This is a genomic window from Sphingobacterium faecale (assembly GCF_016746095.1).
Taxonomy (GTDB): Bacteria; Bacteroidota; Bacteroidia; order Sphingobacteriales; family Sphingobacteriaceae; genus Sphingobacterium; species Sphingobacterium faecale.
On sequence record NZ_JAERTY010000002.1, the window covers coordinates 170,749 to 187,130 of the forward strand.

Below are 16,382 nucleotides of genomic sequence, written 5' to 3' on the forward strand. Positions count from 1 at the left end.
AATTATTGGTAGTTTTTAATATGGATTTGAATAGAGGTGCCTAGCGGGGTTCCCTGCGTGTCCTCCTTGTCAATAAAATGGTATTTAATATAGGTAGTATGTGTGTTATTAAATAACTGGATACGTTTGTTGGTAATCTCTGTGCCTCTACTTTTGTGATCTTTTATTCTTTTGGCGGCTTGAAAGCGGCCAACTCCAGTATCATCTATCAGTATACAGGCTCCATCTTCGGTTTTGGTAACGGATAATTTAAGCTTCTTAAACTTACTTTCACTGGGAATGAGACCATGCCATATGGCATTTTCAACGAAAGGCTGAAGCAGCATAGGAGGTAATTCTATGGCTTGTATACTGTCGCCTAATGTATTGTCGATCTCGTATAAAAATGTATTGTCAAATCTGTTCTTTTCGAGCTCAATATAGTGTTTTATTAGATCGAGCTCTTCGTCCAGTGTATGTGTATGTAGATTAGTCGTCTCCAGCACCGAACGAGAAAAGCGGGCAAGCATAACCAAATACTTTATAGCTTCTATGTTCTGGTTTTGTTGGATTAGGATTTTTATGGCGTTGAGGCAATTGAACAAGAAGTGGGGGGTGATACGCATCTGGCTTGCTAATATCTCTGCTTCTGCGAGGTTTTTTTCATATACTGCTTTGAGATGCTTTCGTTCGGCCTCTTGTAAGCGTTTGTTTGTTTTTTCCTGATTTAGACGGTATCTGTTTTGAAGAACATATACAATAGCCAAAGTGATGAATAATGCAATAAATAATAGAATGATGATAGTGCGGTTGCGTATGCTGTTCGCGTGTTTAGAGAGTTGTGCTTCGTTAATTGATTGATTGGCTTTCAACAATTCAATTTCGGACTCTTTTTTTGCGATATTATATTGACGGTTTATAGAAGCGATCTCTATGTTCTGCTTTTCTAAGTTAATGCTGTCCTGATACACCTGGGAGAGTTTGTAATGAGCCAGTGCTAATGGATAATTTTGCATTGTTTCGTATACCGATGCTAGGGTCGAGGCAGTAGCCTGTAATAGTGCTTTATTGTGGATCTGTTCGGCTAGCAATGTCGCCTGTTTTAGCCTTTTTATGCTGAACGCGTATTGCTTTTGTTTGTAACTGAGCTGGCCCAACCGTAAAAGGGTGCCTGCTTGTTGCAATTTGTCGTTGATTTCTTGAAATAAGGCTAATGCTTGACCGTAATACTGTTCAGCTAAGTTAAGATCATCTGCCGCATCTTGATAGCTGTTTGCAAGGGCTTTCAAGCTTATCCCTATGCCTTTTTTGTCTTCGATCTTCTCGTTGATCTCCAACAGGAGTCTAAAGTATTCCCTCGCTTTGCCGTATTGTTGCATGGCATTGTAATGCCCACCTATGGTCAGGTACTGTATGGCGATACCACGTTGATTTCCTTCTTTTTTTGCAATAGCCAGTGCCCGCTCTAGGTATTCCAGAGCTAGCTGCTCTCTTCCTGGTATCGCAATATATGCATTACCTAGACCATTGCAGGCAATTTCAATATTGCGCATATCGTTTTCGGCCTCTGCGATACGCAGCGCGAGAAGATAGTATCTAACGGCTACGTCATAGGAGTCGTTGTACCGAGCAGCGACCCCCGCGTTGTTGGCATAGATCATCTTTTCGAGTGTGACGGTATCTTCATGTTCGATCAAATGAAATGCACGTGTATGAAAGCTTAATGCGGATTTGTATTGTTCATTAAACCGTAGTAATAGTCCGAGATTATTGAGGCAGTGGGCATATAAAATGGAGTCTCTGGATGAGGCGATTTCTACTGCTTCGGTGGCGATCTGTATAGCTGTATCTTGCTTGTCTTTTAGCTTTTGAAAATGTCGGGAAAGATCGACCATAAGTCTTACTCGCTTCGAGATATCCCGCTCGGCGCGAAGCAACTGCTCCAAGCTGTCGATAGGGGAAGATGCTAGGGCCTGGGGTACTGCTAAAAAGAGAAAGGCAAAGGTCAGTACGGTTATATTTAAGTGTCGTTTAAGCCTCATTATTTACTCCTTTCTGCGGGGTCGGGCCGTTGATTGTCTTAATGATAATTTCTATCCGTGTGCCGCTTGGCCGTTGCGCATCATCCTTAAGATCATGGATGTGACAACTGATGTGCTGTGTCTTGTGGTTTAGGTTGAATAATTCTACCCGTTTCAGGCTCAGTTTGATACCGAGTCCACCCCGCTCTTTGGAAGGCACATGTCCGTTTTTGTAGAGGCGCCCTACCCCGTTATCTTCGACTATTATTTTTACGCCTTCTTCGGTTTGATCCAAGACAATGGAAAGTCGTTTTTCGTGTTTAGTGCTTGGTAATAGCCCGTGCCAGATGGCATTTTCTACAAAAGGTTGGAGTAGGAAAGGAGGGGTTTGAAAATAAGGCATATCACTAGGTAGATTATTGGTAATGCAGATGTTGAAACTGTCATCAAATCGTTTTTTCTCTAAGTCTATGTAGTTACGTACAATAGCTATCTCATCGGTCAATGAGATGCTTTCTGTATTAGCTTGGTCCAGTATACTACGGATAAAGCGGCTGAAAGTAATAAGGTATTTGATTGCTTTTGCGGATTCATTTTGTAGTATAAGATATTTGATCGCATTGAGGCTGTTAAAGATAAAATGGGGGTTAATCTGCGCCTGTTTAGCTTGTATTTCTGATTTTAAGAGGCTATGCTCATGTTCTGCTGAAACACGTCTGCGTTCCTGTTCTTCGAGATTCTCCCGTATCTTGATCATCTCTTTTACGCGTGCCTCAATCTCTTCTTCTAGACGTCTATTAGCCTCCTTGGTGCCTTGATCCTCTAAAGCAAGTTGTTGGATAATAGAGCGTTGTTCGTTGTCCAGTTCATTATGCTGTACAACGACTTTTTCGCCCATGGCCAACGCAAAAAATAAAGCCTGGAGCAAAATACCCAATTGAAAATAGGCAGGTGCTGCTAGCAGATAGAAAGAGTAATTCGGAATTTCATCCGTGCTAAAGCGTATAGATGCGACTATCGAACCTAAAAAATAGCAAAGGCTACCGAGAATGAAGAAGTTTTTGACCGGTGATTGCGTATGCTGGTATAATTTTATCAAATAGTAAGCAGATAGTCCGAAGATAAGAATACGGGAAGCTATAAAGATAATCAGGTGATAGGAGTGGATATAAGCAAAGGCTATGTAATAGGTCAGCGCATAGGATAGGCAGGCGATGGCAAAAATACGTAATTGTCGTGCGATACGTGGAGATTGTGCCTTTAGGTCAATCAATGGAATCGAAAAGAAAATATAAAATGAAAAAGAAAATAGGGTAGAGGATTCCGTATAGCGCCTATTGCCTCGTAAAAAGTCAAAAAAAAGACCGTCTAGCGCTGCGGACTCACGTAGTACAGTCAGGGCATATAGCAGGCTAAACAGTAGGAATAATGAATAGTAGATATATATAGGCTTATGCATCTTGAAGTATACAAACGATACGATAAATAGCAATAAGGTGATTGCGCCACAGAAAACTAAACCTATAGCATCAGATATAGTGAAATATTGGACCGTGTCTTTTATCATACGTCCGTAAGTATAGCTAAAATAAAGTATATCAATGCCTTTTAAGTAGCATAATTAGTTTTTGGTATGAATTGTTGAGTATTCAATGCGTTTGATTGATTATTTGAAAATCAGGGTTTCGTTGCTCAAATACTAACCTGAAGCAGCCAGATAATAATTCTGTATTGTAAAGCTTCTGAGGGACTAGTTCTTTTGCTGCAAACAAAAAATAGATTATTTTATAAAACTATGAACATTATGAAAAGACTTTTTTACGCCTTCACGTTAACATTATTCTGTAGTATGGCATTTGCACAACAAGGTTTCCATTCGGTCGGGGTAGGAATAGAAGGCGCATTGCCATTAGGTAATTTTGGTGAAGCTTATGGAATAGGCTATGGTGCTACAGGTAAGGCTTTCTATGGTATTACGGAGAAGGGGGATATTACCGGTACGTTAGGTTATATACGTTTTGGAATGAAAGAATCCAGTGCAATGGTGAGCGGAAGTATGGGGATGATTCCTATCATGTTTGGATATCGCCATGATTTTGGCGGGCTGTATGGCGAACCACAATTGGGCCTTACGATGGTTAAATCTAGAATTAAGATGGACCTAGGTGATTTCGGAGACTTATTTGGAGGAATAGGTGCCAACGGTAGCGGATCTACCACCAAAGTGAGCTTCGGCTTGGGTGGAGGGTACGCCATGGGTAAGCTTGATTTTGGAGCGAGGTTCCAGATTGTGGATAGCTTTAATTTTTTGGGCCTACGTATCGGATATAATTTTTCATTGGGCAATTAAATTAAAAAAAAGAACATGAAAAGATTTTATATAACCTTTTTTTCAGCAATCGTTCTTGGTGTAGGTTTTTCAGCCTGCTCCAAAGATAACGAAGGCGAGGAGCAAAGCGAAAATGCTAGCTTAACGATGAAAGTAGATGGAGAGATCTGGGCAACAACCATCAATAACCTTTTTACCGAAGAACATGAATATGAAGGTACTGAATATTACCTCGTTCTGGTAGGAGGACAGCGGATAACACCTAGCGGAGGCGAGGATGATGTAAGTTCCATAAGTATGCATATTGCTATCCCAAAATCTAGATTGAATAGTCCCAAAGGGACTTACCCGCTTCTAAAAGACGCTGAGGCAAATATAGGTCAAGCTACAGCCTCATATATCGTGAGTTCAGAGATAGGTCAAACTTGGTATGCCTCTTATGATCCGGCAAATCCCACACAAGCAGTAGGTACAGTAGAGATAACAGGCTTTGAAGTAGGAGAACAGAGAGTAGTTGGGTACCCTACTGGGAAGCAGGGGTATACGAAGTTATCAGGGACGTTCAAAATGAATGTATATCCAATAGAAGAGAATAGAGGATCGGTAGCGAAGATTACCGAAGGGAAATTCAATCTGAAATCGGGGCTGGGTTTTGATTTTAAGTAGTAGTTATACCGTTTCGTGGCGAATGCTCAAGTATTGTCCGTACGGTATACGAATATACGGTACGGACAAAAATTAAAAAAATAAGATCATGAGAATAACAACAAGATATTTTGTTTCATATGTTGGTTTGGCCGAGGTGGCGCTAGGCGCCTCACTCCTGTTTTTTGCATGTTCTAAATCGAAGGGAATAGGCGACGACCCTATTCAAGAGAAACAGGTAGATATTTATGTAGTAGGATATACAGGCCCGCTAAACGGTCCCTTCACCGCGCAATATTGGAAAAATGGGGAGCTGATCAAACTAACGGATGGCTCTACCCGTGCTATTGTAAACGATATTTTTGTCGAGAAAGGTGATGTATACGTTGCCGGAACAATCACGATAACGGGCAAGGGGGAAAGGGCAGTATATTGGAAAAATGGGCAGCGGATGGATCTCGCAGAAGACCAAGGTGTCTACACGCGAGCAAGTGCTATCGGCGTAGCTAAGGGTAAGGTTTATGTAGCAGGTGTAGAGAATGCTGATGCTGTATATTGGGTAGATGGTGCGATCCATAGGCTGCCGTCAAGTGATGACTATACATTATCTCCATACTTTGCGATCCATGTGACAGATAAAGAAGATATCTATATCGCAGCAATGGTGACAAAATCAGTACCACATATTGACGATAAAGTACAGGTGGTTAAATACTGGAAAAATAATGTGGAACACATCGTCACCTCGCCAGTTAAGCATCATTTCGGTCATGTTGGCGGCCTTTTTGTAGATGGTGAAGACATATATATTGCGGGGAATTATCAAAATTCTGGAGGAATAGGCTGGGCTAAGTACTGGAAAAATAAAGAGGAATATACACTGACGGAGAATGTCAGCGGTGGAAGGGCATATGATATTTATGTAAAAAATGGTAATGTACATGTGATCGGAAGTGGTCAGGGCGCCATGCCTCTTTATTGGAAAAATGGAAAGGAGAAACCGTTAGAAATGAAAGGGAAAGGTTATGGTTCTTTTAATGCCATAGCGGTGCACAACGATGATGTATATATTGCAGGTACGGTTTCTAACGACGATGGAGATTGGGACATCGGCGGCTATTGGAAGAATGGAAAATGGCATGCCCTTGAAACAGCTAAAAAAGATAATTATACCACAGTAACGTCCATGTTTATAGTGGAACGTTAAATTGCCGTACGTGATGACACGGTATAAAGCTTAAAAAACGTATCATGAAAACACGACTTTATTCCTACTTAAAATACACAGGAGCAGTGCTATTTAGTATTTCGCTACTCTTTGCCTGCTCGAAGAGTGAAGTGCCGCGAGAAGAACCAGTTCCTTTGGAACCCACGCAAAACGGACAGTTAGTCCTGATAGCTTCGGCGACAGATATCGACGAAAATGAGGAGGTGACCTTTACGGTCATGGTGGATGACAAACCGATTGAAGCGGATGTATACGTCAATAACGAAAAAATAAACAACAGCAAACATGTTTTTGCAAAGGCGGGGGATTATGAAGTTATTGCCAAGAAAAACAATTATAAAGATAGCGATAAAGCTGTAGTCGAAGTTTATAAAATAGACGTTTATGTGTCGGGGTCTCAAAATACAACCGCCAATGATGCTTCTGCTACACAAGCCATGCTTTGGAAAAATGGGAAATTATTATATGAACTGACGGACGGTACTTCCTTTGCGGCGACTGTTGGAATAGCCCTGCACAACGATGATGTATACGTAGGTGGAACCGAGACAAGAGGCTATGCCCGCGTGGCAAAATATTGGAAAAATAATACTGCTCATATCCTTACTGATGGCACTAGTAGCGCAACCGTTGCAGATATAGCGGTCGATCATAGGGGTGACGTATATGTTATAGGAACTGATAATAATCCACATAAGCCTGTTTTGTGGCGAAATGAGGTTGCCTATACGGTTGCCGCTACCAATGATGGCCGGTATGCACGCGCTATTGCTAGCTCAGGTAATGACATATATATCGTAGGAAACTCCTCAAGCTATGCTAATAATCCTTCCGTGGCCATACTGTGGGAAAACAGTCAGGAGATCCATCTCACTAATGGTGTTAAAGCAGGTAGAGCTCTGAATGTGACCGTGGAGGGTGGAGATGTTTATGTGTTGGGCGACGAAAACAGCAAAGGTCTGAATGAGCAGGGAGGGCAGGAAATCGGTCGGTATTGGAAGAATGGAGAAGTCACACTGTTGGATGAAGATCCGACGACTTTTGTTGGATTAGTGGGGGGAGATATAGCGGTGCAGGGTGGTGTGGTCTATGTATGTGGCCTATGGAATGACGGAACCACTACCCATTTAGTGCCGGTTGTCTGGAAAAACGGAAAGCGCTTGTATAAACTGACGGAAGGGACGTCCAATAGCGCAGCGGTGGCTATAGCTGTCGGAGGAAAGGATGTGTATACCGCAGGGTATGAGAGTAATAGCAAAGGAAAGCCTGTTGTCAAAGTATGGAAGAATGATAAGCTCCTCTATGCGTTGACGGAAGGTGACCGCAGAGCCTTACCAAGTGGTATCGCTGTAAAGAGGTCGAAATAGAAATACAATTTACTCAATCATGTTAGTAGAAAATAAAGTCATGGAAAGAATCATTAAACATTTTGTTTCACATGTTAGTTGGACAGGGGTGGTACTAGGTGCCTCCCTTTTGTTTTTCGCTTGCGATAAAGAGAGCGAAGGGAAGAAGGAAAGGGCTAGTTGCTTTGAAAAGTTTGATTATAAATACGAAGAATTGCTGACCAAAAGTGATGTTGCTAAGCATGTTGCTATAAATGAGGCTACTTACAAAGAAAAAATATCGGTTACCAAGGGAGTGTATGGCTATTGTGAATACAAGTGGCTTAGCAATCGCCCCGACTTAGAAATAGAAATATCCGGACAAATCATCAAAGGGCCGGATATGGATATGGTAAAACTTACAAAGTTGGATTTTTATACTGATAGCGAACTCAAACTGTATAGCCAGTCCTCTGCCCTTGCGCTATTCGATCAGGCTTATAAAAAGCTGAACCCGTCGGAATATGAGATGCTTTTGGCTAATCTAAAAAAAGAATATGCCGGCGATCCAAAAGGCTATGAAGAAGCTAAAGGTCTCCTGGATGCTCGAAAGAACTTTGCTTTTCAGCCCGTTGAAGATCTGGGGGATCGAGCCTATTGGAAATGGAATGATACCTATGGATTGGAGCTGGTGGTCTTGGCAGGTTCTGCTCGCTTTACCATTGAAACGAAGCTTAGTACAGAAGCCAGAGGGACATTGCCCGTAGCGGTCAAATTGGCCAAAGAAGTATTGGCGAAGTGTGGCAGGGTATCAAGGGACAACGATTAATAATTTAAATAAGCAAAAAAATGAAAAATATATTAATAACAAGCAGTATGTTGCTGTACCTGTTGATGGGTGGAGCTACAGTGAAAGGGCAGGTACTGAAAGGGTTTGGTCAAAAACTTGAAAAGAAAATTGAGCAGCGGATTGAGCGGAAGGCGGATCGGCAGGTAGATAAAGTATTGGATAAGGCGGATAAGAAAAGTGATGAATCTATAGAAGGAGCATTCAGTAAATCCAAAACAGAAGCTTCCGACAAAAAGCCAGGTAAAACAGAGCCGATAGGTAGTGTAATCACAACCGTAGAGGCACGCCCCGATCAGGCATTAGTATTGGTTGGAAACGGCTGTACAGACTTCAGCTGGTTCAAAAAGGGAACGGTATTGATCTATCAGTCTACTGACGATAAAGGAAGAGAGGATGCGGAATTAAAGATGACCATAAACGATTTGAAGACCAAAGGTACAGCTACTATTGCGGAGGTTAAAGCTGATATGACGACACCACATTTTGGTGCTTTGAGCTATACCATGAACTACATTTGCGATGGCGACATGATCTATATGGATATTGCTTCTATGATGCAGGCTATGATGGAAAACAACCCAGAAATGAAAACTGAAGCGGTACAGAACGTATTAAAAAATACGACGATCGACGTAGATAAGGGCTTTGCTTCGTTTCCGAAAAAGATGTATCCAGGTATGAAACTGGAAGATCTGAATTTTTCGTTTAAAACAAAAGCAGGTTCAAACGAGATGTCCTTTCAAACGGTGGTGACCGATAGGCAGGTGGTCGGCAAAGAGCTTGTTACGACTAAAGCGGGAAGCTTTGAATGTTTAAAGGTCAAATCATCCATCAATACTTCTGTTAAAGTGATGGGGATGAACAAGAAAATGCCCGCCAGTACTGAATACCTGTGGTTTGCACCAAAAATAGGCATGATAAAGCAAGAATCGCATGCTAAAACGGGAAAGACAGCCATGGAACTAAAAATGTATAAAATGTAAGAATTGCCTAGGTCCTTCAAGACTTAGGCATCTTCTTTATAATTGGGTTCCGCTTGGAAAAAACCAGCTATTGTCACTTTTGAGTTCTATCCTCCTCCTTGTTTATTTCAGTATTAGCCGATATATCTTTATCGGTTGTTTTGCTTGATTTTTGATCTTTTTCTTCCTCTTCTTTTTCGGTGGTATCTTCAGCTCTCTCTTTGTTTGACTTACTTTCTAGAGGGGTTCCTTGCGCATTACCTTCTCCCTCTTTTGTCTCAACAACTTTTGGTGTCTCTCGTTTTCTGTTCAAAAGATCCTCTTTGGAGGTTGGTCGATCCTGTGGACGCCAGATAAAACCTGGTAAGATCTCATTCTCTTGAGTAATTAACACAAAAGGGTATACCTTTTGATCGACTTTTCGTATCGTGGTATAGTCGATAATTTTCTTTCCCTCCATCTTGACTTTGATTCGACCTCCTCGATCATGAAACATCTCTTTGATAAGTTTTGTCTTCTCGTCTTCGGTGAATACTAAGTTCTCTGCGTTGCCATCTACGAATAGTTTATCAATGTTATTGTTTGCAAAGAATGCGGTGATCTTACGCCCCTTTAGTTGGTTAAATTTGATCGAATCGGAAACGGCATTCACCATGAATGCATTGTCTTTTAGGAGCGCATTGTCCATCTGCTGATTGATGATCTGCATGTATATGGTGTCGGCTGATATCTGGGATCCTTGAGACCAGATCATTGGTCGGCCCATAAAACGGAACATCGAATCGACCATGCCATAATAGACGGAGTCGGCAACAGCCTGTAAGTCGGACTTAAATAATCTAACGTTATAATAGGCACGTACGATCCTCGTTCTGGCGGTATCCAATTGAGCGGTATTAAGGCTGTCGGGCGCTTTGCTGATCGAATCTGGTGCCTGTGCCGTACGCAGGGCACGATTAATTAATGTGTCAGCATGATTCGCGGTAGGTACTACGGCTTTTTGTCTTAGAATAGAATCTGCTTTTAAGGTGCTACCGATATTTTGCCGATCGCCGATCCGATTGGGTTCGATAATAGCATTTTTGGGTTTGAGAGGGACGGGCGTTTTAATGCTGTCCTTTTTGATTACGGGCTTGGCTGGGGAAACTACTTCTTGTTGTGCAACTTCTTCAACAATCTGTAACTGCTGCTGTATGCTGTCTTTTATATTTACGTTGGTAGAGTCTGTGGTTTCCGTACCCTCATCATCGCCATAGTCGACATCTTCATCAGCTTCTAGTTTACCGCCGTCTCTGCTCAGATTGAGCTCTAAGGGCTTGTAGTCTTTTACCAGAATCATACGTGAATACAGAGTGTCTGCAGTCATGTAGACAGAATCCATTTTTGCCTCGTGTAATGTGCTGTCGCGAGGTGCGGTTTTTGGTTTAGGATCTATACCCTCTGCTTTTTTCTTCTCTTTGTCGGTTATCTCTTCTTGGGTCTTTACCTCGTCTTGACCCTCTTTTTTCTTTTTTTCTTTAGCTTTAGGGGCTATAGGAGCAGCTGAGCTATCTGCCGTTGAATCTTGATTTTCTTTGACAACGGTTATGATATAGGGCTTTTCTGTCATCAGGATCGACTCTTCGGACTGCGTATAGAGTCCGCGACCGCCATAGGCGAAAAACTTATCTAGTGTATCGACAAAAACAACATTTCTAAAAGCTTCGCCCACACCTTTAGAACGTTCATAATGTAAACTGTCACCTTTTAGAAATTTGGATCCTTCGGTGTATAGGTTGTTTTTGTTAAAATCGGCAATACCCGTCCCTGTATTGTAGGTGCCTCGCTCTGTGTATAGATTTTCATTCTTTCCTTCTTCATTGCTGGTGGGTTTGATGTTGGTAGGGCCGAAGAAATAGGTCATTTTACTCAAAGAATTGTAACGCATAGTGTCGGTATATACCTTTACATTGGGGCTTCGTACGACTACTTTGTGTCGAAAATAGGCATCGGATGTATTTTCAAAATAATAGGCATTCTTTGAAGTGATGGTGTCTCCCTGCGATATGATCCTCCCGCCGCCGGTGTATGTTCCTACTTTAGAACGCATATTATAGGTCAGGTGGTTCGTTGTCAATGTAGAGCCTTTATCTACCATCTTTACATTTTTGGTGAGTAGTGCATGTTGAGCGGCAGCATCATAATGCAGATAGTCGGCATAGATTACAGTGCCTGAAGGCTGTGTGATCACTACGTTCCCAAAGGCTTCAAAGAATTGTCTTTTTATCTCATCCTCATAGATGTAACCGCTGTCTGCAGACAGGGTATTACCTTTGTGCTCATAGACAGGAATGTAAAATACCATGTGCCCAGTCTTGGCATTGATACGTCCGCTGTTGGACGATACTAGATTAAGACGGTCTCCTTGCTGTGTTGTTGCCCCAATTGGAGTTTGTCCAAAAGCAGATGCTAAGGATAAGATAAAAGTTATGATTATTAGCCAGTTTCTCACGCAGGCAAAAATATGGATTTTAATAGCAAAAAAATGTTAATTGAATGAAATTAATGCTAAATAAAATTAATGAATATTACTGGCTTTTTTTGCTAAGAAAATGCGGTTGGCGAAATTAAGGGAAACTATCATAAAGTCTAAACGATCCCGTTACTGAGAGGTGAGTTTTTGTAGTAAACACAGCGTGGTTTTCATGACAGTAAGAGTAAACGTCACCTCGACCTTGTGGAGAGGTCTACAAACTGTACAGGGTTAAATATATAGCTTCTAGATCCCTCCACTACGGTCGGGAGGACGGCATGTTTACAAACCGAGCTTGCGAGTTCACCACATGTAATCTGTCACTGCGAGAGGTAAGTTTTTTTAACAAACACAGCGTGGTTTTCATGACAGTAAGAGTAAACGTCACCTCGACCTTGTGGAGAGGTCTACAAACTGTACAGGGTTAAATATATAGCTTCTAGATCCCTCCACTACGGTCGGGAGGACGGCATGTTTACAAACCGAGCTTGCGAGTTCACCGTAGGTAATCTGTCACTGCGAGAGGTAAGTTTTTTTAACAAACACAGAGAAGTTTTAATGACAATGAATTAGATAGTTTTCAAACCCGTCATTGGTAATGAAATGAAGCAATCTCTTTAGTTAATAGGGGGATTATCAACGATGGACTCTTCAGGGGTTGCTTCGTCCCTCGCAATAACGACAAAGTCTACTTTGTGAAATGTCCCCATTGCATATGAAAATGAATTTATTTAGGTTTGAACTATGGATATCGATGTGCGTTTTGAACGGTATATAGAAGATCATAAGCTGTTTACTAAAGAGGATAAGCTGCTGGTGGCTGTCAGTGGAGGTAAGGACTCGATGCTGTTGTTGACTTTATTGGCCCAGTATGGTGTGTCTGTGGAGGCCGCGCATTGTAATTTTGAGCTGAGAGGAGAGGAGTCCGATGGAGACGAAGGGCTCGTCCGTACTTATTGTGATCAGCTCGGTGTGCCTCTGCATATACGTCGCTTTGATACCATTTCTTATGCTAATTCTCACAAAATATCTATACAGATGGCTGCTCGGGAACTTCGTTACGATTGGTTTGAGATGTTGAGACAAGAAGTCGGTTGTGATTATATCGCGGTGGCACAACATAAAAATGATCATGTGGAAACAGTGCTGTTGAACCTGTCTCGAGGTACGGGATTGCTGGGGCTGCAGGGGATTCTGCCTAAGAGGGACAATGTTTTACGACCGCTGTTGTTTTTGACAGCAGCCGAAGTCCTGTCGGTTGTCGAGTCGTTAGATGTGCCGTATAGAGATGATTCATCCAACTTTTCAAACAAGTATGCGCGCAACAAAATACGTCTCGATATCATTCCTCAATTTGAACAGTTGAATCCTGATTTTGTATCGATTATGGAGGATAATATTGTTCGTTTTCAAGATGCTCAAGGTGTATTGTCTTTGCTCGTTGCTCAAAAACGGGATGAGCTGTTTGTGCAAATTGGAGAGCAGCAATGGGAGATTTCCAAAGAAGCCATAAAAGCACAGGGCATAAGTTTGTTGTATTATGTTTTTGAACCTTATGGTTTTTCGAGATCTGTGCTTGATGATATGTTGCGTGCGTTGGATGCGGAGTCTGGACGTGTTTTTCTGTCAGAAGCTTACGAGTTGCTCGTGGACCGTCGTATACTTAGACTCCGGAGAAAGGAGAATTCAGATGAATTATCTGAACTGAGCGGCGGGGAGGCTCGTGTGGAGTGGGGTGATTATATTTTTACAGCGCGTTGTTCTGCTGATATTTCTGTAGATAGGAATCCTGATATAGCGTTATTAGACTATGATAAACTGATATTCCCATTGACAGTGAGGTCTTGGCAAGAAGGGGATGTGTTTCAGCCTCTAGGAATGACGGGGACAAAAAAGGTGTCTGATTTCTTTATCCAAAAGAAAATCAATCTGTTCGATAAAAAAAACATTCCGATTGTGGTGAATGGCAATGGTGAATTGCTCTGGATCGCAACTTATCAGTTGGACGACCGATATAAGATAACGGAAAATACACAAAAAGTCCTTAAATTAGTTTGCAATATTAGATAAGTATGAGTGCAAATAGCCTATTTATTGAGCGTCAGTACCTTGGAAGGGATATGACTTGGATTAGTGTCAGGATGGTATTGGCCCTGTTCTGTTTTATAGTTTATTATTTAAATATGGATCATCTGGTGTCGAGTCAGTTGTTTTTTATAGTGGGGAGCTGTATTATTGTTGTCTCTGTCATTATGATGTATCTTGTACATTACAAAACCGCTGTCACTCCCCATAACGTGACGCTGAGTGGACTTTGGACAACAAGTCTGGTTAAAATTGATCTCTCATCTTTGGTCAAAGTCGAAAAGAAGCCTTACAGCAAATTTGTGTTTAATAACCCCGTTTATAACCTGCACAAAAATGGGAAGATTCGTTTTTACGCTGGCGGAAAAGATGCGGTTTGGCTTACCGATAGAGATGGATTGGTATATATAATTGGTACCCACAAGCAGGAAGAGCTATATAATGCTATTGCGAAAGCTCGACAGAAATCTTAATAAGTGTTAAGGTTTTCAGTCTGACACTTCTTTGACCTTATGTGGAGTTGAATTTGATATATTTACTCTATTAAAAATTACAATTGACAGCGTAGAACCTTAAAATATGTTATCGAGGCAGTTTTTGGGGCTTAAGGACAAATTTATGTAGGTTTGAATAACTAGAATTAGAAGAAAATGGGTTTATTATATTTTATATTATTTGTTGTTGCGTTTTATTATGTGTTTAAGTTTTCGATGCGTTTGCTTCTGCCATTCGCAATGCGTAAGCTGACGGAACGGATGATGAAAAAAGCACAACAACAGCAATCACAAGGACAATATAACTACGGTGGTGCGGGTAATCCCTTTGGCGGTGGGAGCCCTTTTGGGAATGCCTACGAGCAACAATCTTATCGATCGGACAATACGAAAACAAAAGAAGGTAAGGTGAAGGTGGATTATGTCCCTGCGCAGGAAGCCAAACGAAAGGGAACAGCTACAGCTGGTGAGTTTATCGATTTTGAAGAAGTAAAGTAAATGTGGCTTAAGCAACTATCGCTATTAAATTTTAAGAATTATACCGAATCTACATTGACCTTCCTGCCGGAGGTCAATGCCTTTACAGGGGAAAATGGTGCAGGAAAAACCAACCTGTTGGATGCTATCCATTACCTCTCCTTATGCAAGTCTTATTTTAATCCTATTGATTCGCAGCATATCAAGAAGGGGGAAGAGTGGTTTATGGTGCAGGGGGAGTTTGAAAGAGAAGAACGGGTAGATGCTATTTCCTGTAGTCTGAAACGTAATCAGAAAAAACAATTCAAGCGTAACAAAAAGGATTATCCCAGATTGGCAGATCATATCGGCCAGTTTCCACTGGTGATGATATCTCCGAATGATAGTGAGATTATCACGGAAGGCAGTGAGGAACGGCGAAAATTTATTGATAATGTGATATCGCAGACGGATAATCGGTACTTGGATACATTGATATTGTATAATAAGGTACTTCTACAACGGAATATGTTGTTGAAAGGTATCAAAGAACGTGGTGTGTTTGATGTGGGCTTATTGGAGGTGCTGAATATGCAGCTGGTAGAAGTCGGCGATCGCATCTATGCACGCCGTAAACGCTTTATGGAAGAGTTTACTCCCTCTTTTCAACGGCATTATAATTATCTTACAGATCAAGCCGAAGAGGTCTCCTTAGTATACGAGTCGCCACTGCATCATCATGACTTTTTGGAGCTGCTTAATAGTTGCTTAGATAAGGATAGGGCGCTGGAAAGAACGACTCTGGGAGTGCATAAGGATGATTTGCTCTTTACGATACATGGAGAGATGCCGCTTAAGAAGTTTGGGTCACAGGGGCAGCAAAAGTCTTTTCTTATTGCTCTTAAGCTTGCGCAATACAGTTTTTTACAGGAACAGAAGAAGTTCAGACCATTATTGCTGCTGGATGATATCTTTGATAAGTTGGACGACAGACGGACTACGAAGCTGATGAAGATGGTGTCGGATGAGGAGTTTGGTCAGATATTCATAACCGATACGGATGCGGATAGAATTCGTAAAATATTCGATGAAATCGCCCAACCAATACGTATCTTTGATATTGAAGGAGGTCAGGTTCATGTATAAGAAAAAGTTTGATGAAATACCCACACGTGATGATATCAGTATGAAGCAGGCGGTGGAGAAGTGGTTGGAGGTATATCGTCTACGTCGTAAATTTGATGAATCTTCTGTGGCTTCCTTTTGGGGTGAGATTATAGGTCCTTATATCGAAAAACGTACGTTAAAGATTTTTGTAAAAGATAAAAAACTGTATGTTAAAGTAGAGTCTGCCGTTGTCAAGCACGAGTTGACTCTAATGCGACGTCAGGTTATCGGGCGTGTCAACGAACATGCGGGACAGGTTCTGGTCGAAGAACTCGTTATTCTGTGATGAAGTTAAGAAGTTATCAAGTGAACGAGTTAACAAGTTAACA

At 41.5% G+C, this 16,382-nt stretch carries 14 protein-coding genes; 11 read left to right on the forward strand and 3 right to left on the reverse strand.

Annotation, left to right across the window (positions count from 1 at the left end; all coding sequences use genetic code 11):
- Positions 1–2: 2 nt before the first annotated feature.
- Together JKG61_RS03675 and JKG61_RS03680 are read right to left on the reverse strand one after the other, a co-directional pair.
- On the reverse strand, positions 3–2,021 hold the full coding sequence (locus JKG61_RS03675; RefSeq protein ID WP_202101649.1) for a tetratricopeptide repeat-containing sensor histidine kinase: 2,019 nt from the start codon (positions 2,019–2,021) through the stop codon (positions 3–5).
- Positions 2,011–3,567 (reverse strand): histidine kinase, encoded by a 1,557-nt coding sequence (locus JKG61_RS03680; protein WP_202101650.1) that lies wholly within the window; start codon positions 3,565–3,567, stop codon positions 2,011–2,013. The genes JKG61_RS03675 and JKG61_RS03680 overlap by 11 nt, the downstream gene beginning before the upstream one ends.
- Positions 3,568–3,804: 237 nt before the next feature.
- Here JKG61_RS03680 and JKG61_RS03685 point away from each other — a divergent pair, with 237 nt between their 5' ends.
- From JKG61_RS03685 to JKG61_RS03710, 6 genes are all read left to right on the forward strand, one after another.
- Positions 3,805–4,350, forward strand: coding sequence for a hypothetical protein (locus JKG61_RS03685; protein ID WP_202101651.1), 546 nt, complete (start codon positions 3,805–3,807; stop codon positions 4,348–4,350).
- A 15-nt stretch (positions 4,351–4,365) separates the two neighbouring features.
- Complete coding sequence (locus JKG61_RS03690) at positions 4,366–4,995, forward strand: hypothetical protein (RefSeq protein ID WP_202101652.1); 630 nt, start codon at positions 4,366–4,368, stop codon at positions 4,993–4,995.
- An 88-nt stretch (positions 4,996–5,083) separates the two neighbouring features.
- A complete protein-coding gene (locus JKG61_RS03695; protein ID WP_202101653.1) occupies positions 5,084–6,181 on the forward strand; it encodes a hypothetical protein in 1,098 nt (365 codons plus the stop codon).
- A gap of 44 nt (positions 6,182–6,225) precedes the next feature.
- Complete coding sequence (locus tag JKG61_RS03700) at positions 6,226–7,569, forward strand: hypothetical protein (protein WP_202101654.1); 1,344 nt, start codon at positions 6,226–6,228, stop codon at positions 7,567–7,569.
- A 40-nt stretch (positions 7,570–7,609) separates the two neighbouring features.
- A complete protein-coding gene (locus JKG61_RS03705; protein ID WP_202101655.1) occupies positions 7,610–8,356 on the forward strand; it encodes a hypothetical protein in 747 nt (248 codons plus the stop codon).
- A 20-nt stretch (positions 8,357–8,376) separates the two neighbouring features.
- Positions 8,377–9,360: a TapB family protein gene (locus JKG61_RS03710; RefSeq protein WP_202101656.1), complete on the forward strand. Its 984-nt coding sequence runs from the start codon at positions 8,377–8,379 to the stop codon at positions 9,358–9,360.
- Between the two features lie 73 nt (positions 9,361–9,433).
- On the opposite strand, the gene JKG61_RS03715 is transcribed toward JKG61_RS03710, so the two are convergent.
- Entirely contained in the window at positions 9,434–11,830 is a 2,397-nt protein-coding gene (locus JKG61_RS03715) for an OstA-like protein (RefSeq protein WP_317192379.1), read from the reverse strand.
- Positions 11,831–12,595: 765 nt separating this feature from the next.
- On the opposite strand from JKG61_RS03715, the gene tilS reads away from it, so the two are divergent.
- From tilS to JKG61_RS03740, 5 genes are all read left to right on the forward strand, one after another.
- The gene (tilS, locus tag JKG61_RS03720) at positions 12,596–13,921 is read left to right on the forward strand and encodes a tRNA lysidine(34) synthetase TilS (RefSeq protein WP_202101657.1); all 1,326 of its coding nucleotides are present in this window, start codon (positions 12,596–12,598) and stop codon (positions 13,919–13,921) included.
- A gap of 2 nt (positions 13,922–13,923) precedes the next feature.
- Positions 13,924–14,409 (forward strand): hypothetical protein, encoded by a 486-nt coding sequence (locus tag JKG61_RS03725; RefSeq protein ID WP_202101658.1) that lies wholly within the window; start codon positions 13,924–13,926, stop codon positions 14,407–14,409.
- Positions 14,410–14,586: 177 nt separating this feature from the next.
- Positions 14,587–14,928 (forward strand): DUF4834 family protein, encoded by a 342-nt coding sequence (locus tag JKG61_RS03730; RefSeq protein ID WP_021068789.1) that lies wholly within the window; start codon positions 14,587–14,589, stop codon positions 14,926–14,928.
- On the forward strand, positions 14,929–16,032 hold the full coding sequence (gene recF / locus JKG61_RS03735; RefSeq protein WP_202101659.1) for a DNA replication/repair protein RecF: 1,104 nt from the start codon (positions 14,929–14,931) through the stop codon (positions 16,030–16,032).
- A complete protein-coding gene (locus JKG61_RS03740) occupies positions 16,025–16,339 on the forward strand; it encodes a DUF721 domain-containing protein (protein WP_202101660.1) in 315 nt (104 codons plus the stop codon). The genes recF and JKG61_RS03740 overlap by 8 nt, the downstream gene beginning before the upstream one ends.
- The last annotated feature ends 43 nt before the right edge of the window (positions 16,340–16,382 follow it).

Excerpts from the sequence above, each read along its gene's own strand:
- JKG61_RS03705 (WP_202101655.1), top strand. The coding sequence starts at position 7,610 with ATGGAAAGAATCATTAAACATTTTGTTTCACATGTTAGTTGGACAGGG.
- JKG61_RS03700 (WP_202101654.1), top strand. The coding sequence starts at position 6,226 with ATGAAAACACGACTTTATTCCTACTTAAAATACACAGGAGCAGTGCTA.
- JKG61_RS03710 (WP_202101656.1), top strand. The coding sequence starts at position 8,377 with ATGAAAAATATATTAATAACAAGCAGTATGTTGCTGTACCTGTTGATG.
- JKG61_RS03740 (WP_202101660.1), top strand. The coding sequence starts at position 16,025 with ATGTATAAGAAAAAGTTTGATGAAATACCCACACGTGATGATATCAGT.
- tilS (WP_202101657.1), top strand. The coding sequence starts at position 12,596 with ATGGATATCGATGTGCGTTTTGAACGGTATATAGAAGATCATAAGCTG.
- JKG61_RS03725 (WP_202101658.1), top strand. The coding sequence starts at position 13,924 with ATGAGTGCAAATAGCCTATTTATTGAGCGTCAGTACCTTGGAAGGGAT.
- JKG61_RS03675 (WP_202101649.1), bottom strand. The coding sequence starts at position 2,021 with ATGAGGCTTAAACGACACTTAAATATAACCGTACTGACCTTTGCCTTT.
- JKG61_RS03685 (WP_202101651.1), top strand. The coding sequence starts at position 3,805 with ATGAAAAGACTTTTTTACGCCTTCACGTTAACATTATTCTGTAGTATG.
- JKG61_RS03730 (WP_021068789.1), top strand. The coding sequence starts at position 14,587 with ATGGGTTTATTATATTTTATATTATTTGTTGTTGCGTTTTATTATGTG.
- recF (WP_202101659.1), top strand. The coding sequence starts at position 14,929 with ATGTGGCTTAAGCAACTATCGCTATTAAATTTTAAGAATTATACCGAA.
- JKG61_RS03695 (WP_202101653.1), top strand. The coding sequence starts at position 5,084 with ATGAGAATAACAACAAGATATTTTGTTTCATATGTTGGTTTGGCCGAG.
- JKG61_RS03690 (WP_202101652.1), top strand. The coding sequence starts at position 4,366 with ATGAAAAGATTTTATATAACCTTTTTTTCAGCAATCGTTCTTGGTGTA.
- JKG61_RS03680 (WP_202101650.1), bottom strand. The coding sequence starts at position 3,567 with ATGATAAAAGACACGGTCCAATATTTCACTATATCTGATGCTATAGGT.